Annotated in this window: 15 protein-coding genes; 8 read left to right on the top strand and 7 right to left on the bottom strand. The window is 43.0% G+C overall.

What is annotated here, in order from left to right:
* Nucleotides 1–178 precede the first annotated feature (178 nt).
* The 7 genes from argS (at nt 179) to AC19MV_RS15280 (ending at nt 7,581) form a co-directional block, all read left to right on the top strand.
* Nucleotides 179–1,924, top strand: a complete 1,746-nt coding sequence (gene argS, locus AC19MV_RS15250) for an arginine--tRNA ligase (RefSeq protein WP_498308642.1) — start codon at nt 179–181, stop codon at nt 1,922–1,924.
* Nucleotides 1,924–2,553, top strand: coding sequence for an SPOR domain-containing protein (locus AC19MV_RS15255; protein ID WP_498308676.1), 630 nt, complete (start codon nt 1,924–1,926; stop codon nt 2,551–2,553). The genes argS and AC19MV_RS15255 overlap by 1 nt, the downstream gene beginning before the upstream one ends.
* A gap of 158 nt (nt 2,554–2,711) precedes the next feature.
* Complete coding sequence (gene hslV, locus AC19MV_RS15260; RefSeq protein WP_498308644.1) at nt 2,712–3,236, top strand: ATP-dependent protease subunit HslV; 525 nt, start codon at nt 2,712–2,714, stop codon at nt 3,234–3,236.
* A 25-nt stretch (nt 3,237–3,261) separates the two neighbouring features.
* A complete protein-coding gene (gene hslU / locus AC19MV_RS15265) occupies nt 3,262–4,587 on the top strand; it encodes an ATP-dependent protease ATPase subunit HslU (protein WP_432400811.1) in 1,326 nt (441 codons plus the stop codon).
* A gap of 171 nt (nt 4,588–4,758) precedes the next feature.
* A complete protein-coding gene (locus AC19MV_RS15270; protein ID WP_432400809.1) occupies nt 4,759–5,145 on the top strand; it encodes a gamma-butyrobetaine hydroxylase family protein in 387 nt (128 codons plus the stop codon).
* A 127-nt stretch (nt 5,146–5,272) separates the two neighbouring features.
* Nucleotides 5,273–5,494, top strand: a complete 222-nt coding sequence (locus tag AC19MV_RS15275) for a hypothetical protein (RefSeq protein ID WP_498308646.1) — start codon at nt 5,273–5,275, stop codon at nt 5,492–5,494.
* Between the two features lie 854 nt (nt 5,495–6,348).
* On the top strand, nt 6,349–7,581 hold the full coding sequence (locus AC19MV_RS15280; RefSeq protein ID WP_498308648.1) for a hypothetical protein: 1,233 nt from the start codon (nt 6,349–6,351) through the stop codon (nt 7,579–7,581).
* A 422-nt stretch (nt 7,582–8,003) separates the two neighbouring features.
* Here AC19MV_RS15280 and acnB read toward each other — a convergent pair whose 3' ends face one another.
* Nucleotides 8,004–10,601 (bottom strand): bifunctional aconitate hydratase 2/2-methylisocitrate dehydratase, encoded by a 2,598-nt coding sequence (gene acnB, locus AC19MV_RS15285; protein WP_432400803.1) that lies wholly within the window; start codon nt 10,599–10,601, stop codon nt 8,004–8,006.
* A 404-nt stretch (nt 10,602–11,005) separates the two neighbouring features.
* On the opposite strand from acnB, the gene hxpB reads away from it, so the two are divergent.
* Nucleotides 11,006–11,662, top strand: coding sequence for a hexitol phosphatase HxpB (gene hxpB / locus AC19MV_RS15290; protein WP_498308650.1), 657 nt, complete (start codon nt 11,006–11,008; stop codon nt 11,660–11,662).
* A 156-nt stretch (nt 11,663–11,818) separates the two neighbouring features.
* Here the strand turns inward: hxpB and AC19MV_RS15295 are convergent, their stop codons facing one another.
* From AC19MV_RS15295 to pdhR, 6 genes are all read right to left on the bottom strand, one after another.
* Nucleotides 11,819–14,083 carry a patatin-like phospholipase family protein gene (locus AC19MV_RS15295; protein WP_498308652.1) on the bottom strand — a complete coding sequence of 755 codons (2,265 nt, stop codon included), beginning with the start codon at nt 14,081–14,083 and terminating at the stop codon, nt 11,819–11,821.
* 118 nt (nt 14,084–14,201) lie between these two features.
* Nucleotides 14,202–18,641 carry an EAL domain-containing protein gene (locus AC19MV_RS15300; RefSeq protein WP_498308653.1) on the bottom strand — a complete coding sequence of 1,480 codons (4,440 nt, stop codon included), beginning with the start codon at nt 18,639–18,641 and terminating at the stop codon, nt 14,202–14,204.
* A gap of 614 nt (nt 18,642–19,255) precedes the next feature.
* Nucleotides 19,256–20,686 carry a dihydrolipoyl dehydrogenase gene (gene lpdA, locus AC19MV_RS15305; RefSeq protein ID WP_498308655.1) on the bottom strand — a complete coding sequence of 477 codons (1,431 nt, stop codon included), beginning with the start codon at nt 20,684–20,686 and terminating at the stop codon, nt 19,256–19,258.
* A gap of 173 nt (nt 20,687–20,859) precedes the next feature.
* A complete protein-coding gene (gene aceF / locus AC19MV_RS15310; RefSeq protein WP_498308656.1) occupies nt 20,860–22,848 on the bottom strand; it encodes a dihydrolipoyllysine-residue acetyltransferase in 1,989 nt (662 codons plus the stop codon).
* An 11-nt stretch (nt 22,849–22,859) separates the two neighbouring features.
* Complete coding sequence (gene aceE, locus AC19MV_RS15315) at nt 22,860–25,526, bottom strand: pyruvate dehydrogenase (acetyl-transferring), homodimeric type (RefSeq protein WP_432400791.1); 2,667 nt, start codon at nt 25,524–25,526, stop codon at nt 22,860–22,862.
* A 91-nt stretch (nt 25,527–25,617) separates the two neighbouring features.
* Nucleotides 25,618–26,370 (bottom strand): pyruvate dehydrogenase complex transcriptional repressor PdhR, encoded by a 753-nt coding sequence (gene pdhR / locus AC19MV_RS15320; RefSeq protein ID WP_160053562.1) that lies wholly within the window; start codon nt 26,368–26,370, stop codon nt 25,618–25,620.
* Between the last annotated feature and the right edge of the window lie 17 nt (nt 26,371–26,387).

Here is a 26,387-nt window from a genome sequence, read left to right on the forward strand (position 1 = left end):
ACTGGCAATCGACTACACGAATATGGGTAATACACTTCAGATAAATTGCTATTCAAGTTTAATTAAACAAAAAAACCAATATTTCCGCTAAAGCAGATAGCAATTTCACCCCATAAACGGCTAAAATACGCGGTTCCGTCATGTCATTCATTTAACGAATTAGTGCAAGCAAACGCCCATGAAATCACATATTGAATCTTTACTAGAACAAACCCTCGAATCTTTTAAACAGCAAGGTATTGTGCCTGCTGATTTTCAAGCGCGCATTCAGGTCGATCGCACTAAAGATAAAAGTCATGGTGACTTAGCGACTAACCTTGCAATGATGCTGACCAAAGTCGCGAAGAAAAACCCACGCGAATTAGCCCAATTGATTATCGACACCTTACCTGCATCATCTCACGTTGCTAAAGTCGAAATTGCTGGCCCAGGGTTTATTAACTTTTTTATCGACGACAATGCATTAGCTGATCAGCTACAACAAGCATTAAACGATGACCACTTAGGCGTGACCTTACCGGCTAAGCAAACTATTGTTGTCGATTATTCATCGCCAAACTTAGCCAAAGAAATGCACGTAGGTCACTTACGCTCAACCATTATTGGTGACAGCGTGGTCCGTGCACTGGAGTTTTTAGGCCATCACGTGATCCGTCAAAATCACGTTGGCGACTGGGGCACGCAATTCGGTATGTTATTGGCATACATGGAAGAGTTACGCGCAGCCAATGGCGAACAAGCCAAAATGGAATTGTCTGACCTAGAAAGTTTTTACCGTGCAGCCAAAGTACGCTTTGACGAATCGACAGAATTTGCCACCCGTTCACGTCAGTTAGTGGTTGCCTTGCAATCGGGCGATGAATACTGCAATAAGCTTTGGCGTGAGTTTAACGACATTTCACTCAACCACTGTCATGATGTCTATAAGCGTTTAGGTGTGAGTCTAACTCGCGCTGATGTTCACGGCGAAAGTGCTTATAACGCAAACCTTGCACAAGTGGTTAAAGATTTAGATGCCCAAGGTTTATTAAGCGAAAGTAACGGCGCTAAAGTGGTATTCCAGGAAGAGTTTCGCACCAAAGAAGGCGAGCCATTACCAGTTATCATTCAAAAAGCAGACGGCGGCTATTTATATGCCACCTCTGATTTAGCCGCCATGCGTTATCGCTCAAACGTACTTAAAGCCGACCGCGCGCTGTACTTTGTCGACTTACGCCAGGCGCTGCATTTCCAGCAAGTATTTAATCTTGCCAAACTCGCTAAATTTGTACGTGCAGACATGTCACTAGAGCACACTGGCTTTGGCACTATGAACGGCGAAGATGGTCGTCCATTTAAAACCCGCTCAGGCGGTGTCGTTAAACTAGTCGACTTATTAGATGAAGCTAACGTGCGTGCACTTGAACTGGTTCGCAGCAAAAATCCAGACATGGACGAAGCTACACTCACTGAAATCGCCCGCGTAGTCGGGATCAGCGCAGTTAAATACGCTGATTTATCTAAAAACCGCACCAGCGATTACATTTTCAGCTTTGAGCAAATGCTAAGCTTTGAAGGCAATACTGCGCCATACTTACTGTATGCCTATACTCGTGTAGCCGGTATTTTTAAACGTGCTGAAGACATCGATTTAAGCCAGGCTAAAATCGTTCTTGAACACGAAAAAGAAAAAGATTTAGGCACCAAGTTAGCCCAGTTTGGTGAAGTGCTTACCCGCATGACAGACAAAGGCTTGCCACATGTACTGTGTGGTTACCTGTATGAACTTGCGAGCGAGTTTTCAAGCTTTTACGAAGCCTGCCCAGTTTTAGCGGCAGACACGGAAGCGCAAAAACAAAGCCGTTTATTGTTATCGCAATTAACCGCTAATACGCTAAAAACCGGCTTGTCATTGCTTGGCATTGAAACTTTAGAGCGGATGTAATCATGAGTCGCGACTACGCAAACCGCAAACCCAGAGCAAGTAAACCGAACAAAAGCCGTGCGCCAAAGCGTAAAAAAGCACCTGCGCGTAGCTTTCCGTATTTGCCTGTATTTGTTGTGTTAGCGCTTGTTGCCGGCTTTGGCTATTTTTTATGGTCGATAAATGGCAGCTCAGAAACTCAAGTCACTGAGCCTGCACAGCAACCAAAAAAGAAAACCGTACAAGCTGAAACTAAAACTGAAACTAAAGCTGCGCCAACACCGGCAGCCAAAAAAGTGGTTAAGCCAGATCCAAATGCATTACCGCCTAAGCCACAAGAGAAATGGACCTACCTTGAAGAGCTAGAAAATAAAGAAGTTGAAATTGATCTGCCCTCAACCGGTGTGGTGTCCAGTGGTATTTATCAAATGCAATGCGGCTCGTTTAGACAAGAGTCACAGGCCAATGAAATGAAAGCCCGTATTGCCTTTCAAGGTATGGAAGCACAAGTTCGTCGCAGTGAAGGCACTAATGGTATTTGGTACCGCGTAGTATTAGGTCCGTTCCCGAACAAACGTGAAGCTGAAACCAACCGCCATAAAATGCAAAAGTCAGGCATTAACACCTGCCAAATTTGGTTATGGCAATAGCACTAATCAGGCTCTAAACGCGATAAACATTCATCAGCCCTGTTCACTCGAACGGGGCTTTTTTTATACTGTCCTTGATATCTATCATTTTGACCCCATATCCAATTTAATCATGAATCAACAATTGCATTCGTTGATGCATTTAAAGAGGATTTACCGTGACTACTATCGTATCCGTACGCCGCAACAATCAAGTTGTCATCGCTGGTGATGGCCAAGTTTCTTTAGGCAATACCGTCATGAAAGGCAACGCGCGTAAAGTGCGTCGTTTGTATCATAATAAGGTATTAGCCGGTTTTGCTGGCGGTACTGCCGATGCATTTACTCTTTTTGAGCGCTTTGAATCCAAGCTCGAAATGCATCAAGGCCATTTATTAAAATCAGCCGTAGAGCTTGCCAAAGATTGGCGCAGTGACAAAATGCTCCGCAAACTCGAAGCGATGTTGGTGGTAGCTGACACTGAATCATCATTAATTATTACCGGTAACGGTGATGTGGTTCAGCCAGAACATGACCTTATTGCCATTGGCTCTGGCGGAAACTATGCCCATGCAGCAGCCTTAGCATTGCTGCAAAATACCGAGTTAAGTGCAGAAGATATTGCCGAAAAATCGTTAACGATTGCTGGCGATATATGTGTGTTTACCAACCAATTTAAAACCATCGAAAAGTTAGACTACTAATTCGAGCGTAAATAAAGGAACCGTTATGTCTGAGATGACACCTCGTGAAATTGTTCACGAACTAGATGCACATATTATCGGCCAACAAAATGCTAAACGCTCGGTTGCAGTCGCACTTCGTAATAGATGGCGTCGTATGCAATTAGAACCTGCACTTCGCCAAGAAGTCACCCCAAAAAATATTTTAATGATTGGCCCAACCGGTGTCGGTAAAACCGAAATTGCCCGTCGTTTAGCTAAGCTAGCGAACGCGCCTTTCATTAAAGTCGAAGCAACTAAATTTACCGAAGTGGGCTATGTCGGTAAAGAAGTTGAGCAAATCATCCGAGATTTAACAGACTCTGCGGTTAAAATGACCCGCGAGCTGCAAATGAAAAAATGCCGTCATCGTGCAGAAGAAATGGCCGAAGAGCGCATTTTAGATGCCTTATTGCCTAAGGTAAAAGATGACTGGGAAACAGAGAAAAAAGATGAGTCGAACACCCGCCAAATTTTCCGTAAAAAACTACGTGAAGGTCAGCTAGACGACAAAGAAATCGAAATTGATATTGCGGCACCGCAAATTGGCGTTGAAATCATGGCCCCTCCAGGCATGGAAGAAATGACCAATCAGCTACAAGGGTTATTCCAAAATTTAGGCCAAAGCACGTCTAAACGCAAAAAGCTTAAAATTAAAGATGCCTACAAGCAGTTAGTTGAAGACGAAGCCGCAAAGCTGGTTAATCAAGAAGACCTAAAAGAGCAAGCTATCGAATTAGTTGAACAAAATGGCATTGTGTTTTTAGACGAAATCGACAAAATCTGTAAGCGCGGCGAAAGCTCTGGCCCAGATGTGTCACGTGAAGGTGTACAACGTGATTTACTGCCTTTAGTTGAAGGTTGTACTGTCACCACTAAACACGGCATGGTAAAAACTGACCATATTTTGTTTATTGCTTCTGGTGCATTCCAGATGTCTAAACCGTCTGATTTAATCCCCGAGCTTCAAGGTCGTTTACCGATCCGCGTTGAATTAGACGCCCTTACAGCAGCCGACTTTAAGCGTATTCTAACAGAGCCATTTGCATCACTCACTGAACAGAGTATTGCATTAATGAACACTGAAGGCGTGACCATAGAGTTTACAGAATCTGGCATTGATCGCATTGCAGAAGCCGCATGGCAGGTTAACGAGCGCACTGAAAACATCGGTGCACGTCGTTTACATACTGTGATGGAAAAGCTGATGGAAGAGATTTCTTACGATGCCTCTGAAAAATCAGGCTCTACCTTTGTCATTGACGCACAATACGTTAACGACCACCTTGATACCTTGGTACAAGATGAAGATTTAAGCCGCTTTATTTTATAAGCACGCGGTAAACGGGTTATCCTTGTCGGTTTGTTACCCACGAGGGTAACGTGAATGTGTTGATACGAATCGACATCACGAATGCAGGTTCAAACAATAGGATTAACAGCAAAGTCGCGTATGATGATAATCTGCGATTTAGCGTTAATCCTTTTTTTTATAGGTATTCCCATGACCCAATCAACGCCTACTGTTAGCGGCATTAAACTGAAGCGTCAATCTAAGTTATTAGAAGTCACTTTTGATAACGGCCAAACCTACAACATCAGTTGTGAAATGCTCCGCGTATTCTCCCCGTCTGCTGAAGTACAGCGTCATGGTGACCCAATATTGGTCACTCATAAGAAAGCCGTTAATATCAAGGCTCTTGAACCTGTTGGACATTATGCGGTAAAAATCACTTTTGATGATGGCCATGATACCGGTTTATATTCTTGGCAGGTGCTATATAACTTATGCAGTAATCAAACTGAATTATGGCAACAGTATTTAGCCAGATTGCGGGCAGAGAAAGGTTCACGAGAACCACTGATTGATATGAATATTAAGTATTCGTGATGACGGTACGTTTTAACGATAGACGTTGATTTCAACACTATATTTGCATAACTTTACTCACCACGATCAGCAATTGACACTCAAACGATTATGCTTAGTCATCGTCTTCACTCGTATCGAGGTGTGTATGAAACAGTCAATTCAATTTCCGATGATTAAAGTTATATTGATCGGATTAGCAATTATAAGCTTGAGTGCTTGTGCACCACGAGCTCATAATGGACACGCAAAAGCGCCTACTAATAAAACGACGGTAACTAAAGTGGTCGTTGTTAAACCAGCGGCATATCGCGTCGTTAATGTTAATAACGTTCATCAAAAGGATGTTGTTATCATTCAAAAACGTTAAATGACGCTACTATAAGTGCCAGCTATTTCGCTGGCATTGTTGAATGATGAACTTAGTTAACTCGTGTTAATAATGGCCTGCTGCCACTAACGTCGTGGCGCTTCACCCACACCAGAGCTAGTGTCAAAGTTGCACTTCCAGCAATAAATTTAATCCATATAAATCTATCAACCTCGTCTTCCCAGTAATGCTTTTTAGCCGGGATCCAGGTGTTTGCACTTATGTCGTTTTGTACTTATGGCCTGTGGACACTAACGTCGTGGGGCTTCGCCCAAGCCGGAGCTAATGTCAAAGTTGCACTTCCGGCAATCAATTTAATCCATATTAATCCCGTCTTCCCGGCAATGCTTTTGAGCCGGGATCCAGGTGTTTGCACTTATGTCGTTTTGTACTTATGGCCTGCGGCCACTAACGTCGTGGCTCTTCGCCCACACCAGACTAAGATAGCAAGGTTCCACCCTGCAGCTGCGAAAAAATTGCGACGGAAATTTATCCAGCGTTGAACTTCGTCTGAGTGTTCTTCGGCCACCTCTTTATGATAAAGAATGAAAATGCTAACGCTTGCGATGGGGCGTCCCTTCCCCTCTAAAGCTAGCTGGCTCTGATAGGCAGGATGCCTGAATGCCTTTAAGCACATGGATGTGCGAGAAAGGCCATGGCTAGCTCACGTCATTTTCTTCAACGTCCTCAAGTTCAGAGTTCAATTTATATTGCACACTTCACTGGTACCAATGAATAGTACATGGTGTATTTGTTAAGAGCTGTCAAAATATATTGGTGGTAGTATATAAAATGTATAACGATGGATTCGTTGTAATAAAATGCATCATCAAGGACTTTTCAGGCAAATAGATATGACTCATAAACTAATAGATAGAACTAATGCTACGTTTGATGCGTTACGAAATGAAATAAAAATTAGTAATTCTGGTACTCAAAGTTGGTCTCTTGAGGCGGATTTTTTAATTGATAGCTTGCTATCTAGGATTTCAGACAAGAATCCTTTGAATGTAGAATTGGGTCATGACCTTTTACGTAAATCTATCTGCGATGTATTAAAGGAAAAGCCAAATTCAACAACGGGAGAGTTTAGAGATCTAGTATTACGAGGTTATCAAGTTTTATGTTCTAAAGCTAAACGACATCAACAGAAATACAAATTAATAACAACTATTAACTTGTCGAATAAGAAAATATTAAAACGTAGAAAAATCGATGACTGTACTTTAAATTTTTATCAAGAACTACCTAATCAATTAAAACAACAAAGGCGTGCTATTTTCGCTCAAGTTGAAGATAATTTTTCACCTAATGAACTTCATGATTATCTTTTTGTTGTTATTACTTTAGAAGCTCCAAATAGTCAAATGGCAGTATACAAAGCGCTTAATGCATTGGCTGTGCATCGAGCTTTCATACATTCGATTATTCAAAAAAATATCGACATATTGCCTCAAGCCAAGGGCTCGAGATATCCTTCACATAGTAGGATTAAAACAGGAGAGTTTCATACCTTACATACATATGAAGGTAAGCCATGTGAGGATTCTGCATTTTGGTACGAAATAGCTTATGTGCCTAACACACTTTCAGTAGCCAATCATAATGAGGTGGATTATTTATTAGATAAGAAGTTAAAGATATATTCAAAAAGTAATATCAAGCCACATTTGCGTAATTGTTTAATTGCATACATCGAAGCTCTTGATGCTGGAAACATGGAGTTTCGATTTGTTAAATTATGGACAGCATTTGAATTATTACTTAAATCAGACACAACAAAGGAACTTATGAGAAAAATATCTTCATTTTACTCAGAATATGATTTAGTTTCTGAAAGAGTTGAATCATCCAGAGAAGCAAGAAATAAAATATCCCATTCTGGCACCTCCAATTTGAACCTTGACTTAAAGTGTTTCGAAATAATGCAGATGTATGAAAATTGTTTCAAATTTTTCCTTTCAAACCCTTTTAAATTTGAAGTGTTAGAACAGTTTATTAGCTTTATCTCTGCCCCAAGAAGAAAAAATGATATTGAAAAGCAAATAGATATGCTTAAGGTAGTGAAGCGATATTGTCGGCATTAATTGTCATCTTTTATGGTTGTTGAGATGCAAGTATATTTAGTGAGGTCAGGTAAACTTTTATAGAGCGACAAGCACTTTCACACTACTGTCCACAAACGAGTGAGCTTCACTTGCAAAAGCCTAAATTCAACTCTGGACTTGAGGCCATTGAAGAAAATAGCGTGAGCTGGCCATGGATGGCCCGCTAGCTTTCGCGGTACAGGATGTACCATCGGAAGCGTTAGCATTTTCGAATAAGGCCGAAGATGGTTATAAACTAAGTTAAAAGCTGGTGTGGGCGAAGCGCCACGACGTTAGTGGCCGCAGGCCATATCTTAATACACTTTTGTCTAAAAATAAGTTACCCACACCATGATTTTACGCCAACAAAAATGCCAGCATTTCTGCTGGCATTTTTAATTCAACGATTAACTAGTTCAAGCTTATAGCGCGGTTTGGAAAATCACGCTGTCGGCTTTCTTAGTGTAAGAGTCGATTTGATCGAAGTTCAAGTAACGGTAAGTGTCAGCTGCAGTTGCATCTAACTCTTTAGCGTAGTTTTGATACTCTTCAACTGAAGGTAATCGACCTAACAAGGCTGCTACCGCGGCTAGCTCAGCTGATGCTAAGTAGACGTTTGCGCCAGTACCTAAACGGTTAGGGAAGTTACGTGTTGAAGTAGAAACAACCGTAGCACCTTCAGCAACACGTGCTTGGTTACCCATACATAGAGAACAACCAGGGATCTCGATGCGAGCACCGACACGGCCGAAGATTGAATAGTAACCTTCTTCCGTTAACTGGTCGCGGTCCATCTTAGTCGGTGGCGCAATCCATAAGCGTGTTGGCAGTGTTTTAGCAAACTTGTCTAACATCTTACCGGTGGCACGGAAGTGACCGATGTTTGTCATACAAGAACCCACGAACACTTCGTCAATCTTAGTTTGAGCAACGCTTGATAACAGTACGGCATCATCAGGATCGTTTGGTGCACAAAGGATTGGCTCTTTGATGTCATTTAAGTCAATTTCGATAATTTCAGCATATTCTGCATCTTTATCGGCTTCCATCAACTCAGGGTTAGCAATCCACTCTTGCATAGCGGTAATACGACGTTCAATCGTACGACGATCGCCATAACCTTCACTGATCATCCACTTTAACATCACGATGTTAGAGTTTAAGTATTCAATGATTGGCTCTTTGTCTAGCTTAATAGTACAGCCAGCTGCGCTACGTTCTGCTGATGCGTCAGACAGTTCGAATGCTTGCTCAACTTTAAGTTTTTCAAGACCTTCGATTTCTAATACGCGACCAGAGAAAGCATTGATTTTGCCTTTTTTCTCAACGGTCAATAAGCCAAGTTCGATAGCTTTAAGCGGAATGGCATGTACAAGATCACGCAAGGTGATACCTGGCTGCATGGTGCCTTTAAAGCGAACCAAAATTGACTCTGGCATATCAAGAGGCATTACACCTGTTGCTGCAGCAAATGCCACTAGGCCAGAACCCGCTGGGAACGAAATACCAATTGGGAAACGAGTATGCGAGTCACCACCAGTACCTACGGTATCAGGTAGTAGCATACGGTTTAACCAAGAGTGAATAACACCATCACCTGGACGTAATGCTACGCCGCCACGGTTCATGATGAAGTCTGGTAATGTGTGGTGCGTGTCAACGTCAACTGGCTTTGGATAAGCCGCTGTGTGACAGAATGACTGCATGGTTAAATCAGCACTAAACCCTAAACAGGCTAAGTCTTTTAACTCATCACGTGTCATTGGACCGGTAGTATCTTGCGAGCCCACTGAGGTCATCTTAGGTTCGCAGTATTGCCCTGGGCGAATACCTTTCACGCCACATGCTTTACCCACCATTTTCTGCGCAAGGGTAAAGCCCTTGTTAGTCACAACAACATCTTGTGGACGTACGAATACATCTGACGCTGGTAACCCTAAGGTTTCACGTGCACGGTCAGTTAAGCCACGACCGATGATCAATGGAATACGACCACCAGCACGAACTTCGTCTAACAATACGTCAGTTTTTAGTTCGAACGTAGAGATAACTTCGTCAGTACCGCCACGCTTAACTTCGCCAGTGTATGGATAAATGTCAATGACATCGCCCATTTCCATTTTATCAACGTTTAGCTCAATCGGTAATGCACCGGCATCTTCCATGGTGTTGAAGAAAATCGGTGCAATTTTATTACCTAAACAGAAACCACCCGCACGCTTGTTAGGCACATTAGGGATATCATCGCCCATGAACCACAATACTGAGTTAGTTGCTGATTTACGTGAAGAACCGGTACCAACAACGTCGCCCACGTAAACTAATGGATGACCTTTAGTTTTAAGCGCTTCGATTTCTTTAATTGGACCCACTTCGCCAGACACGTCAGGTACGATACCGTCACGGGCGTTTTTCAGCATAGCAAGTGCATGCAATGGGATATCTGGACGAGACCATGCATCTGGTGCAGGTGACAGGTCATCAGTGTTGGTTTCGCCAGCCACTTTAAATACCGTTAACGTCACTTTGTCAGCAAGCTTTGGACGGTTTAAGAACCAATCTGCATTTGCCCAAGCTTCAACAACTTGTTTAGCCGACTCATTGCCAGCTTGCATTTTCTCTACCACATCGTGGTAAGAATCAAACATCAACAACGTGTTTGATAATGCTTTTACTGATAAGGCTGCTAATGCTGGGTTGTCTAACTGAGCAATTAACGGCTCGATGTTATAACCGCCCTGCATAGTACCGAGTAATTCAACGGCACGTTCAGCTGATAATATAGGTGATTTTACAGTGCCTTTGGCCACTGCATCTAAGAATGCCGCTTTCACGTAGGCAGCTTCATCAACACCTGGTGGAATACGGTTTTCTAATAAGTCGAGGATTAACGCCTCTTCACCCGCAGGTGGAGTCTCAACTAATTTTACTAATTCAGCCACTTGTTGTGCATCTAATGGCTTAGGGACTACACCCTCTGCAGCACGCTCTGCGACGTGTTTACGATATGCTTCTAGCACGGCAACATTCCTCTTTGTTTGACGCCTGACGGCGAAACTCAACGCACACACTGTTACGCTGATAATTCCACAGGTTCGGGCTTGAAATCCGACATTCAGTATACTACAGCTTTATAAAAGTATGAATCAGCTCACACTGTTAGAGGCATGAAATCAACTCGATTTATCTAGCTAACAATCAATTTAATCGCTTCGTGAATAAATTTAAATTAGACAATAGTTTGAAACGAGCTAAAAAACATTTTAATACATCATGTTATGCCACACCACCCGATTAAACTGTGAGCAAAAAAATATCGACTTCTTATGATGAAATATTTTTTAAAAAATCATTTTTGATTGTACCTAAACACTAACATCGCGATAATTAGCCGCAAAGTGAATACCTTTAAGGAGTCAATGCAGTGTCTACCCAAATAAAAGCGGTTATTTTTGATATGGATGGAATTTTAATCGATTCTGAACCCGCTTGGCAGTTAGCCGAACAAACGGTATTAAACAGCTTTGGACTTAACTTGACCCTTGAAGAGGTTGAGCAAACCACAGGACTGCGGATTGACCAGGTTGTAAGTTATTGGTACCAGCGTTATCTATGGCCAAATTATGATAATACTGCCGCAGCAAATAAAATTGTTAATGAAGTCATTGCGCAGATCAATACCACAGGCAAACCAATGCAAGGCGTGATTGAGTCACTCGAAGCGTGCAAACGACTTGGCCTTAAAATCGGTTTAGCAACATCGTCGTCATCGCGAATTATTCATGCCGTGCTCGATAAGCTCGCCATTGGCCATTATTTTGAAGCTCTCGAATCTGCTGAAAATTTAGCTTACGGTAAGCCGCATCCTGAAGTGTATTTAAATTGTGCAAACGCGCTCGGTATTGCGCCAAGCCAATGCATTGCCATTGAAGACTCGTTTAATGGCTTAATTGCAGCCCGAGCAGCAACGATGCAAACCGTTGCTATTCCGGCGCCACATACGATTAACCAAGCAAAATGGGTAATTGCCCATCATAAGCTAGCTCACGCAGGATTATTACCCGCACTGCTAGGGGCCTAGGCCGCTTCGCGGATAGTGCGCTTCGCTTCTAGGGCGGACTTAGTCCTGCTAGGAACAACTTCGCTGCTAAGATTTTATAGTCTCTAGCAGCGAAGCGCTCTAGCCACTAGGCTTTTTAGCTTGTAAGCCTCTAGGCTTTTGGCTTAGATAGACAACTTAAAAGTTTTTACCTAAAAACAGATAAAATGCGGTATCACCTCGGTCTGACATCCCTAAACCAAGTGCTGCCGGGCCCCAATCAGTATCCGTTCCTAAATACAGACTGCTGGCATAAATAAGATCGTTTATATTCATTTCACTGCGTTCAAACCACACATTACCGCCTTCTAAACTGGCACCTAAATACAAAGGTAAATCGGTAATCAGTACATCACGGCCTAGGTCATATTGATAAATAACGGCACTGAATATTTTATGCGCGCCCACCAGCGTGTCTTTACGGTAACCTGATAAATTTAAAAAACCACCGAGTTCAGCAACGTGTAGAGTGAAGTTACCGTCATTTTGGGTGGTTGCCAGCTCAATTTTACCCACAATGGCATGATTACCTAGCTTTAACGCGCCTTTCCAGTCGGCTTCAAATTGCCAGGCCAAATCGTCACTAAAAGTATTATCTGAACTTGTAGCGCCACTATACGACTCATCCCTTAGGTAACTGGTAAAGGTAAAGCGATTACCATCTGTAGGGAAACTAATACTGTTTAACGTATCATAAGTGACTTTTAAGTAGGCACCGGTTGAATGGTAATTGATTGAGTTTTGCACGCCAACTTCACTTTTTACCTGACCATTTTCACCGACAAAACCTAACTCTATCACGCCATCAGAATCATAATTATAACCAAGACCCAGCTCTAATTGAGCCACGTTATTTTCCAGTAATAAATAGCTGCTGTCTTGATCCACTAAGTCCCAGTCACGCATTTGATATTGTAAGCGTGACAGGCTATAAAATGTTTGGTCACGATCCAGAGGTTGATAAAACTCCGTCGCTACAAGCTTGCGATAACCTAGCTCAATTTCATTACGCCATTCGCCACCCATTTGGGTTAAATCGGTCATGGTGTAAGCTAAACTCAGAGTAATGGCGGAATCTAAACTAAAGTCATCTTCCCAGTTAAAACCGGCTTGAAAATAATTAGGCCCCCACGACTTGGCGCGAGTAGTAATGGTGATAATCCGGCCTTTTTCAACGTCTTCAAATTCTGCATCAACACGTTCAAATTTATTTAAGGCATAGACTCGATTTAGGGCGGCAGTTAAATCATCTTTGGTCAGTACATCGCCTTTTTTAATGTCTAGACGCTCACGCAATAGTTTTTCACTGACTTTAGATTGGTTATCAAAAGCAATTTTATAAATCGGCTTTTTAAGCGGGTCACGCCACAATAAACTTTGTTGCTGTTTATTGGCTTGATAAGCTAAATATGCGGGTTCTTTTATGCCCAGCGTCTTGAGTTTTTCAAGTTGAATATTGGCAGCATCTTCGCCCAATTTTAATGCTAATGGCATAATTGAAAAATCAGTGGTGCTTAATACATCAATAGCTGGACGAATTAAAATATCACGCTCTGTTAATAAGGTTTTTTGGCGGGCTGTGCTGGCTTGAGTCAAAATGGTCGAGAGTTGTTCTAAAACCGCAACGGTACTGTCTAATCTATCTTGGCCAACTAAGGGTGAACCAATATCAACAGCAATGACAATATCAGCGCCCATGGCTTTGACCACATCAACCGGCATGTTGTTTGCGATGCCACCATCAACCAATAAACGACCATCAATAATGGCCGGTTGAAGCGCGCCTGGTACGGTTGCCGAGGCTTGCATCGCTTGCACCACACTGCCACTGGATAACACTACCGCCTCGCTTGTGGCTAAGTCGGTTGCCACTGCACGGTAGGGAATGGCGAGATCGTCAAAGTCACCAAATTGTTCGACTAAATCAGTTGAATGCCTTAACAATAACGACATGCTTTGGCCACGCAATAAGCCGCTTGGCGAGGTTAAGCTGTTGTCGTTATAACCCACCGTTAATGGAATATTGAATTGGTCGCGTTGTTGCTTATCGCGGTAGCTTAAACTCTCTCGAGGAATGGTGTCAGAATAGCCTTTTGACCATTCGCCGTTAAGCATGATTTTTTCTATTTGATCTGCGCTATAGCCTAATGCATACATGCCAGCAACATAGGCACCAATACTGGTTCCAGCAATGTAGTCGACAGGGATACGGTGCTTTTCAAGCACCTTTAACACACCAATATGCGCGGTTCCTTTTGCGCCACCACCACTGAGCACGAGGCCAATAGTGGGTCTTTCTTTTGCTGTTTTAGGTGCTGCGATTGCGGGTTGTAACACCACACTAAAGCAGAGGACACTCAGCAAAAACCAGCTTAGCTGATTAAGGCGCAAAATTGTTTGCATAAATCATTCCGCAATTAAGTAAAAACAACGCATTCTAACAACATTTAACCAATACCCAAACTAATTGACTCTGGCTAAGTCATTAATATGACTTATTGAAATAGGCATCATTCAATGGCTATTGATATTGCTTCATATGTTGTTCAAGTTCGGCTTTGGGCATAGGTTTCGCAAAGTAATACCCCTGAATAATATGGCAGCCACGTTGAACGACTTGAGCGAGTTGCTCAGGCGTTTCAACACCTTCTGCAATAACCTCTAACGATAAGTTGCGAGCCAATTCAATGATACTGCTCACAATCGCTTGGTCGGCCTGATTGTGGTCTATGTGGATTAAAAATGAGCGATCAATTTTAAGTGTGTTGACTTTAAATGAGCGTAAATATGCCAAAGACGAATAACCTGTACCAAAATCGTCAATGGCAACATCGATACCGAGTTGTTTTAATGCCAATAAGTGCTGGGTGGCTATGTCGATTTCTTTCATTAACACCCCTTCAGTAATTTCGACTGACAAGCATTTGGCTGGCATACCCGTTTGATGGAGTGTTGCGGTTAAAAAATCAATAAAATCAGGTTGTCTAAAATGCATGGCAGACACGTTAACCGACACCAGCAAATCTTGCTGCACATCACGACACCAGCGTGCGCCATCAATACAGGCTTGAGTTAATACCCAGCGGTCAATTTCAACGATTAACCCACACGACTCAGCAATGCCGATAAACACATCTGGGCGCACCAAACCATCTACTGGGTGATGCCAACGAATTAACGCCTCTACCCCAGCAAGACGGTTCTGCTCAACATTAACTTGTGGTTGGTAGTGGATCTCAAACTCGTTACACGCAATGGCCTTGTGTAAATCGGCTTCTAAACGCAGATGATACAGCGCTTCTGCATTTCGCTCAGCCGAGTAATATTGGAAATTACCGCGTCCTTCATCTTTGGCGTGATACATCGCCAAATCAGCATTTTTTATCAGCGTTTCGGGTGTTTGATCATCACCAGACCAAATACTAATGCCAATACTGGTCGAGATAAAAAACTCTCGGCCATAGAGTTTAAACGGCATTTCTATTTGCTGTAGTAGCTGTTTAGCAATGTGGTTTATGGTGTCGATATCTTTAGCATCACGCAGTAAAATGACAAACTCATCGCCACCAAAACGGCACAACAAATGCTCTTCAGATAAACACCCTTGCAACCGGTTAGCCGCCTCTACCAGTAACGCATCGCCCATACTATGGCCATAGGAGTCATTCACATGTTTGAAGCGGTCGAGATCTAAAAACAATAATGCCAGTGTTTCGCTATGCTGTTTTGCGGTGTCAATCACTTGCCCTAGGCGACGAGAGAACATCGACCGATTAGCAAGCCCGGTGAGCATGTCATTATTTGCTAAACGACGAAGATGCTGCTCATTGTGTTTACGCTCTGTAATATCAGAAAACACCACCACATAATGTAATGATTGAGCATTGGTCATGGTGGATACATTCATCCACACCGGACAGCGGCTACCGTCAATACAGTAAAACTCACTTTCACCGGTCCAGAAACGTTCTTTATCAAACACATCTTCCATGTCAAAAGGTTCAACGGTTGTTGCGACCAAATCAACAAAGGGTTTACCGGCTAAATCTCGTTTATGCGCCGCCAAAATTAAGTTTGCCGCCGCATTACTGATTTTAATGTCTTTATTAACATCTAAAATCAACATACCCTCAGATGTATTTTCAAATGCTTGAGCGAGTAAATTCGCTTCACTTTCAAGCATTTTCTGCTGGGTAATGTCTGTGTACATACCTGCTGCATGGATTAACTGTTGCCCATTAGAGGAAACCTCGAGTGACCGACCTTTAATGCGTAACCAGTGCCATTGTTTATCCTGTGAGTGTTGATAGCGATATTCGACATCGAGCATGTCGGTTTTACCTGTGACTAAATCACTCCAGGCCTCTTTGAGGTGAGTCATGTCGTCGTGATGCACTGGAATATCTTGCAACTGAATTTTTAAAAACTGCATCGGACCCAGGACACCGCCACGATTATCGAGTGACAATATTTGGGTATTGCTATGCCACTCCCACAGATCAGAATCACTGCCTTTTAAGGCTTGTTGTAAACGCTCGTCACTTTGCACTAATGCAGCATTGATTTGCTTAAAACGGTTAACTTGTCGTTGCCTAATGAGTAACAACATCACGGCTAGCAATAATGCGGCAAATAGTAGCGCACCTTTAAATTGTTGAGACTTCCACCAAAACTGTTTTACCGAAAAAACATACTGAAAAGGTTCACTTGACCATACACCGTTGCGTTTGTATAAAAGTTCTAAGGTGTAATCGCCCGCACTCAAACCGGTCACGTTGATTTGTGATTGGCCTTCTAGCAATACATAATTGCCCGCTTCAGCCCCCTCTTTGACTAATCGATACTGTAATGTCATTGGGGTATCGTCTAAATAATCCGAAATAGAGATATGAAAACTAATTAAACTAGCGCCAGGGTCGACTTGACGTAACTGACTAGGGATTAAATACACTGCGGTATTGTCATCGTAATACACTGATACTGATTCGAGGATGACTTTATCGTTAATTGTGCGAGGCGTTAACGTATCTAAATCAATCAACATGGCACCGTCGGGGGTGCCGATAAAAAAACCTTTGCTAGGATCGTAAAACTTGGCTGCTTCATTAAACTCATCAGAAATAAAACCATCTTTGTGGCTAAACGAACTCACTTTTCCGGTTTCTCTATTGATTTTAATCAGCGCGCTCGCACAACCTACAATATTATCCGTTGCGGACTGCTGTAAAAAATACACCACTTTACAATCAATTTTCCATTGTTGATCAAGTGACTTAATCGCGTTAGTGCGAGTATTGAACTCAATAATGCCTTGTTGCGACGATCCCAACCACAGTATGTCGGGTGAGACTTGCAATAAAGAATTCACCATTGGTGCATGCACAAAATCGCTAAATAGATCCATTTTAGAATGGTAGTCACCAGCGACATCAACATAACCAAAATGCTGACCACCGCTAATCCATAATCGATCTTCACTGTCACGTAAAAAGCTACGGAATGACGTTTTTGTCAGCGATTTTTCGCCGTCACTCAATGGCTCTAGCACTAAATCATCATTGCCATCTTGCCAATAATACAAGCCTTTACCTGTACCGAACCAAACTCGCTCGGGAATGAGAGCATCATTATAAATACTAAACACCAAGTTATCGTCTAAAGACTTTACTCCCCCACTCCAAGTGGCAAAATTACTGCTTTCATTGGTGTTCTTATTTACTACATAAAGGCCCGTGGTCGTGCCTAATACGATATGGTCTTTATCTAACGATGCTATTGCATATATGCTGTCACTTATTTTCAAACCTGGCGGAATAACCGTTGTCGACGTCTGGTTGTCCTCGATAACAGATAAACTACCATCGGCACCAAGCCATATTTTTTCGCCTTCAACATAAATAGACCATGTCATTTCATTACGAAGCTTATAAGGCGCTTTTTTGGAGTATCGTTCAATTAAAAATGATGGTTTACCCGCAATAACAGCCAAACCATCACCAGAACCGCCAACCCATATTAATCCGTCGCTATCGACTGCAAGGTCGTGAATATAGTCAATGTTAGCCAGTTGTTTTAGCTCATCCCGATAGAGGGTTAACTCATTACTTTGTTGTTCCCAAAAAATTAACCCACTTCGACTCGAAATCCACAAATCACCATTAAGATCCTCAGCCATTTGGTCAACGTAATAAGGGATTTTTTTGATGGCTTTTACTGTTAATGATTGCGTAAAGACCTGATACAAACCTTTAGATGTGAGCAACCAAACACGCTGTTGCTTGTCTTGAAATATTTTTCTTATTGAACCGTTTTTATCGGTCCATGGAAATTGCCCTATAAAGCTGCCATCGGCTTGATGAATCTGCAGTTGATCCTTGGTGGAAAACAGATACTGACCGTCATGCAGTTGCAAGGCATTTAGCCAGACTAAATCACGGTTTAGATTATGCTTTGTAGATAACGTTAACAATTGTGTGTCATCATCAAAATAATAAACCTGGCCAGAAAAGCCGAGCAGTAACAACTTATTATCTAATTGACGTTGGTAGGCCACCACTCGTAGACTTTTATTGATATTGGCAATATCATCGTCTTTGGGCCTAAGCAGCAAACTAAATTGATTGTCGAGAATACTGTATAAATACAGCGAAGATTGGGTGCCAATTAATAAGTGGTCAGTGCCAGAGTTTATCACTGAGGTGATCAGTTCATCGTCTAATACCGAGTCAAAACCAACCTTATCAATACGTCTCACTTTACTGTTGCTAACCCGGTAAAGCCCTTCTTGAGTCGCAAGCCACACATATCCATAACTATCAAAACTAATATCTTGAATTCTGGCGTTAGCTAAGCCATCTTTAGCGTTAAATACCCGCTGAACAATGTCAGCTCCGTGCGCTGGCACAAGCGCTAAAAGAAGTAGCGTCAAACAACTTAAATAATAAGTGACCGCTCTGATCATAAGTTCCGTCTTACCTTAAATGATAACCACAGGCATTAACGCCCTAAAAATATACCCACACTCACTGAGAAACATAATCCAGCGAGAGCGAATAATAAATCATGCAATAATATTATTTTTATTCCTATCTTATTAATGTTTTATCATTAATAGCTTAGCAAAGTCACCTGTTAAATTGCTTAAATACCTATCTCACTGACTTGTCGCTGATATAGAAAAAACCTTATAGATATTAGTGTTACGTACGGTATTTAAGTAACCAGTTATATTCATTGGGTTATCACTGTACTAAACACTTCCCAGGGTGCAAATGGATATGATTAGCTTGCCTTTATCACATCAAGCTTATACAGCTAACAATGACATCTCATCAGCGATGTAACATCTTATCAGCGATGTAACATCTAGGGGATTTGCAATACCATTGATAAAGCCTAGACCAACCAGGCTTGGGTTAACAATAAAATGAATGCCGCTTAATCGGAGTGATTACCCTATGGCATATGTGTCCATAATGTCATTCACAGTGATAAGCCTAGTCTAAAACCTAAAAAAAAATCAAAAAAAAGCACCCCATTTATGGAGTGCCTTAATTCGCTTATGATAACGCGATATTACTTCTTCTTAACCGCTTTAGGGTTAGGTAAGTCAGTAATAGAACCTTCATATAATTCAGCGGCTAAACCAACTGATTCATGTAAAGTTGGGTGAGCATGAATCGTTAATGCTAAATCTTCAGCATCACAACCCATTTCAATAGCTAGGCCAATTTCACCGAGTAATTCACCACCATTAACGCCAACAATAGCACCACCAATAACACGGTGAGTTTCTTTGTCGAAAATTAACTTGGTCATACCTTCGCTACAATCAGATGCGATTGCGCGGCCACTTGCTGCCCATGGGAAAGTCGCAGTTTCGTAAGCAATACCTTGCTCTTTTGCTTCTTTCTCAGTTAAACCAACCCATGCTACTTCTGGGTCTGTATAAGCAATCGAAGGGATTACTTTTGGATCGAAGTAGTGCTTCATGCCTGCAATCACTTCAGCCGCTACGTGGCCTTCATGCACACCTTTGTGAGCCAACATTGGTTGACCAACGATGTCGCCGATAGCATAAATGTGCGGTACGTTAGTACGTAATTGCTTGTCTACATTGATAAAGCCACGCTCATCAACATTAACACCTGCTTTTTCAGCAGAAATTAACTTACCGTTTGGTGAACGACCAATCGCTACTAATACTGCATCGTAACGTACTGGTTCAGCAGGAGCGTTCTTGCCTTCCATTGTCACATAGATGCCGTCTTCTTTGGCTTCAACTGCAGTCACTTTCGTTTCAAGAATAAGGTTAAACTTCTTCTTGATTTGCTTAGTGAATACACGAACGATATCTTTGTCAGCTGCTGGAATAACTTGGTCAAACATTTCAACCACGTCAATCTCACTGCCAAGAGACGAATACACTGTACCCATTTCTAGACCAATGATACCACCGCCCATTACCAATAACTTACCAGGCACTTCTTTCAATTCTAGTGCGTCAGTCGAATCCCAAATACGTGGATCTTCGTGCGGAATAAATGGCAACTTAATTGGACGAGAACCGGCAGCAATAATAGCTTGTTCAAACTGAACAACGGTCACTGTACCGTCTTCAGCGGTGACTTCAAGGCTGTTAGGGCCAGTGAACTTACCAAAGCCGTTAACCACATTAACTTTACGCATTTTAGACATTCCGCCTAATCCGCCCGTTAACTGACTAACCACTTTTTCTTTAAAGCCACGTAATTTTTCTAAATCGATTGTTGGCTCACCAAATACCACACCGTGACTTGCAGCTGATTTAGCTTCTTCAATCACTTTAGCAATGTGTAGCAATGCTTTAGATGGGATACAACCTACGTTCAAACATACACCACCTAGGGTGCTAAAACGTTCAACGATAATGGCATCTAAACCTAAATCAGCGGCACGGAATGCTGCTGAATAGCCTGCAGGGCCAGATCCTAATACAACTACCTGAGTTTTAATTTCGTTACTCATGTTTTCCTCTATTCTTTTGCATATGTTGGCGGACAAAACCGATTCAACAATCAATGTGGACAGATTGTGATAACTGACCGCATTTTACCCTTTGTTTGATGACAATCACAATCAAACATTGGTGATAATCATCGACATAAAAAAGGCCACTCTATTAGAGCGGCCAGATTTGTTTACAAAATGATGGTGCGTATGTCAGATAAAATGCCTGACAAGGTCACACTAAAGCGTGCGGCCATGGCGCCATCAATCACACGATGGTCGTATGACAATGACAACGGCAACATCAATTTAGGCTCAAACTCTTTACCGTTCCATTTAGGCTTAATTTCAGATTTAGACACACCTAAAATGGCCACGTCAGGATAGTTAACAATCGGCGTAAACGCCGTACCGCCAATGCCACCTAAGCTTGAAATAGTAAAACAGCTACCTTGCATGTCAGCAGACTTAAGCTTACCGTCACGAGCACGGATAGAAATGTCAGTTAACTCACGTGACAGCTCAATAATGCCTTTCTTATCAACATCACGTACAACCGGAACCATTAGGCCGTTTGGTGTATCAACCGCAACACCAATGTGGAAGTACTTCTTCTGAATAAGCGACTCACCATCGGCACTTAAGCTTGAGTTAAACACTGGAAATTCAGCCAATGTTTTTGCCACTGCTTTCATCATAAACACAAGTGGAGTGATTTTGTAATCTGCCTTTTTCTTGGCAGCAATATCATTCTGTTGCTTACGGAACGCTTCCATCTCACTAATGTCAGCTTCATCGAACTGAGTCACGTGAGGAATAGTCACCCAGTTGCGGTGTAAGTTAGGACCAGAAATTTTCTGGATACGGCTTAATGGCACTTCTTCCACTTCACCAAACTTACTGAAATCAACTTTAGGCGCAGCAATCACGTTTAAGCCACCCGCACCACCCGCAACAGACGTTGCAGCAGTTGCTTTAGGACGTGATAACTCGTATTTCACAAATGCCTGTACGTCTTCTTTCAAAATACGTGCTTTACGACCAGTACCTGTAACCTTAGTTAAATCAACACCAAACTCACGCGCCAAGCGACGTACCGCAGGCGATGCATGCACTACGCCTGTTGATGCTGTCACGCCGGCACTTGGATGGTGCGGCACTGGCGGAGTTGATGGACGGCTCGCAGCCATTGCAGGTGCAGGCGCTGCTGGAGCGGCTTCTGCTTGAGCAGGAGCAGCCTGTGCAACAGGTGCTGAGCTTGTGGTTTCAATAGTGGCAATTAAGCTACCTTGGGACACTTTGTCGCCCACTTTAACCGTTAACGACACTAGTTTACCGGCAAACGGTGCTGGCACTTCCATGGTAGCTTTGTCAGTTTCAAGAGTAATTAACCCTTGATCTGCAGTGATTTCATCACCCACTGAAACCAGCACTTCAATAATATCAACGTCGCTAGCGTCGCCAATATCAGGTACATGAATTTCTTGCACTTGAGTTGTCACGGCGGCAGGTGCAGCTTGTGCCACTGGCGCAGCAGTTTGAGCGGCTTGAGCAACAGGAGCGGTTGCCTGTGGCGCTGGGGCTGCAGATGCAGAACCTGCAACTTCTAACGTGATAACCAATGAACCTTCAGAGACTTTGTCGCCAACGGCCACAGTCACAGATTTAACCACACCGGCTTTCGGTGATGGTACATCCATGGTTGCTTTGTCAGTTTCTAAGGTGATCAACCCTGTATCAACGTCAATGCTATCGCCAACGGCGACTAACACTTCGATGACAGACACATCAGTATCGCCGCCAATATCTGGCACCTTAACGTCAATCACTTGTGAACCACCAGCAGGTGCAGCCACTGGGGCTACTGGAGCCGGAGCTGCAGCTTGGGCAACCGGCGCTTCAGCTTTAGGTGCTGGCGCTTCGGCCTGTGCTGGTGCAGCACTTGCTGCCGTCATCATTGCGATTAACGTACCTTCAGAAACGGTATCGCCTACTGCGATTTTCAGTTCTGTTAACGTACCAGCAAAAGGTGCTGGAATGTCCATGGTCGCTTTATCACTTTCAACGGTAATGATTGATGCTTCTTTTTCAAGAAAATCACCCACTGCGGCACAAATTTCAATAACTTGTACTGCGTCAGTGTCGATATTAGGAACCAAAACTTCCTTTAAATCAGCCATTTTGTATCCCCTTACGCGAACTGTGGGTTGATCTTGTCAGCGTCAATGCCATATTCAGCGATGGTTTTAGTTAACACATCAACAGGCATTTCATTACGCTCAACAAGTGACTTCAGTGCCGCAATAACAATAAACTTAGCATCGACTTCAAAGTGATGACGTAAGTTTGCGCGGCTGTCGCTGCGACCAAAACCATCAGTACCCAATACTTTATAATCAGTCGGTACGAAAGCACGTAATTGCTCACCGTAAATCTTCATGTAGTCAGTAGCCACAATCGCAGGTGCATCAGCAGATAATACCTGGCTAATGTACGCTTGCTTAGGCGTTGCTTCTGGGTGCAACATGTTCCAACGCTCAGCCGCTTGGCCATCACGCGTTAGCTCGTTAAAGCTGGTAACACTGAACACATCTGAACTCACACCAAAGTCTTTCGCAAGGGCTTGAGCCGCTTTACGCACTTCTTCTAAAATAGTGCCACAGCCCATGAGCTGTACTTTACCTTTTCCACTACCGGCAACAGTTTCAAGCTTGTAAATACCTTTTACGATACCTTCTTCGGCACCGGCTGGCATTTCAGGTTGAACGTAGTTTTCGTTCATGGTGGTTAAGTAGTAGAAGATATCTTCCTGGTTTTCGCCATACATACGACGGATACCGTCTTGTACCACTACCGCAATTTCATAACCGTAAGTTGGGTCGTAAGAGATACAGTTTGGAATCGTGTTAGCCAATACGTGGCTGTGACCATCTTGATGCTGTAAACCTTCGCCGTTCAATGTTGTACGGCCAGAAGTACCACCGACCAAGAAACCACGTGCGCGCATGTCGCCAGCAGCCCATGCCATGTCGCCAATACGTTGGAAACCGAACATTGAGTAGTAGATATAAAACGGAATCGTTGGCATGTCATTCACTGAGTAGCTGGTTGCAGCTGAAACCCAAGATGACATAGCGCCTAATTCGTTAATCCCTTCTTGTAACACCTGACCGGTTTTATCTTCACGGTAGTACGCCACTTGATCAGAATCTTGTGGAATGTATTTTTGGCCTTCGTGAGCATAAATACCCACTTGACGGAATAAACCTTCCATACCAAAAGTACGCGCTTCGTCAGGAATAATTGGCACAATACGCTTGCCAATGCCTTTGTCTTTTAACAACGCTGTTAACACGCGAACAAATGCCATCGTTGACGAGATTTCACGGCCATTAGAGCCTTTTAAAATCGAATCAAAAATTTTCAATGAAGGAATTTCTAACTCTTCAGTGAATTTTTCACGACGTTGCGGCAAGTAACCTAATAACGCTTCACGACGACTCTTTAAGTATTTCACTTCTTCAGAGTCTGGACCTGGATGATAAAAAGGTAATTCTTCTAACTTATCGTCAGGGATTGGGATATTGAAACGATCGCGGAAGTAACGGATAGACTCAGCGCCCATCTTCTTCACGTTGTGAGCGATGTTTTTACCTTCGCCAGCATCACCTAAACCGTAACCTTTAACGGTTTTAGCTAAAATAACCGTTGGGCGACCTTTAGTTTTCTGTGCATGTTCTAGTGCAGCGTAAACTTTAACAGGGTCGTGACCACCACGGTTTAAGCGCCAAATGTCATCATCTGACATGTTAGCAACCATTTCCGCCGTTTCTGGATACTTACCAAAGAAATGCTCACGCGTATACGCGCCGCCTTTGGCTTTACAGTTTTGGTATTCACCGTCTACGGTTTCTTCCATTAACTGTAATAATTTACCGCTAGTGTCACGGGCCAATAATGGATCCCAATAACGTCCCCAAATCACTTTAACCACTTCCCAGCCTGCGCCGCGGAATTCGCCTTCAAGTTCTTGGATAATTTTACCGTTACCACGCACAGGGCCATCAAGACGCTGTAAGTTACAGTTAACAATAAACACTAAGTTGTCTAATTCTTCACGTGCAGCCAAACCAATCGCACCTAATGCTTCTGGCTCATCACACTCACCGTCACCTAAGAAACAGTAAACCGTTTGCTTAGAACAATCTTTTAAGCCGCGGTCAGTTAAATACTTTAAATAACGCGCTTGATAAATAGCCTGAATAGGACCTAGACCCATCGATACCGTCGGGAACTGCCAGTAAGTAGGCATTAACTTAGGGTGTGGGTACGAAGATAGCCCTTTACCATCAACTTCTTGACGGAAGTTAGCCATTTGATCTTCAGTAATACGACCTTCAAGGAACGAACGCGCATAAATACCAGGTGCGATATGGCCTTGGAAGTAAACTAAGTCACCACCATCTTGCTCATTTGGCGCACGGAAGAAGTGGTTAAAACACACATCGTAAATCGTTGCGCTAGACGCGAAACTTGAAATATGACCACCAAGCTCTAAATCTTTCTTAGAACCACGTAACACCATCGCCAAGGCATTCCAACGGATAATCGCACGAATACGACGCTCCATTTCCTGGTTACCAGGCATGTTTGGCTCTTGGCCTGCTGGAATGGTATTCAAATATGCAGTAGTGGCATTGTAAGGTAAGTGAGTACCGTTACGACGCGCTTTGTCGATTAGTTTTTCAAGTAAAAAGTGTGCACGTTCAGGCCCTTCTTGCTCTAACACAGCTTGTAGAGCATCAACCCACTCTTGGGTTTCTGATGGGTCTAAATCTTGAAGCATATCTTCAGACATCTCGCAGTCCTTCTCTATATACGGATTATATTTCGGCTTTTTGCTGCTTGTTGACACAGCAAAAGTGTATTCTCATTCAAAGTAACAAGTACTACACGCCGCTCTTTAAACGGCGCAAACTACGTTGCAACCGACTGTCTTCTTCTCTTACTGACAACATGACTTCTTCGATATAGCTTAAATGCTCGTTCGAAGCTTCACGCGCAGCGTCTGGGTCCCGGCGTATAATCGCAGCCAATAATGCCCGTCTGTGATCATTTGCCTTGGTGGAAGCTTCTTTGCGAATGCTTAAAAGCTCCAGGTTTTGTGCCACATTTTTGTGTAGCACAGGGGTTAAACTTAATACTAGATGCAGCATAGCCACATTGTGTGACGCCTCAGCAACCGCGCGATAAAAGCGCACAATAGCTGCCGCTTTCGCCTCAAAATCCGTTGCCGCCTCTACGTCACTAATTTTAGTTTGAATATTTTGCATATCGGCATCAGTGCCACGTAGCGCAGCATAATACGCCATCATGCCTTCAGTGGCGTGACGGAACTCAAGCAAGTCATACTGACTTTCTGAGTCGTTATGCATTAATTCAACGATAGGATCGGCAAGACTTTGCCACAGTTGTTCTTTTACGTAGGTGCCACCGCCTTGACGACGCATCAGCAACCCTTTGGCTTCTAACTTTTGAATGGCTTCGCGCAATGAAGGACGAGACACTTCAAATTGCACCGCAAGTTCGCGTTCGGGAGGCAGTTTCTGACCCGGCTGCAAACTGCCTTCGAGGATCATGCGCTCTAATTGCTCCATGATCACATCGGAAATTTTTGGCTGGGTAATCTTACTATAAGCCATCTGGCGCCCTGCTCCCT

The sequence above is a fragment of the Shewanella sp. MF05913 genome (assembly GCF_059758095.1).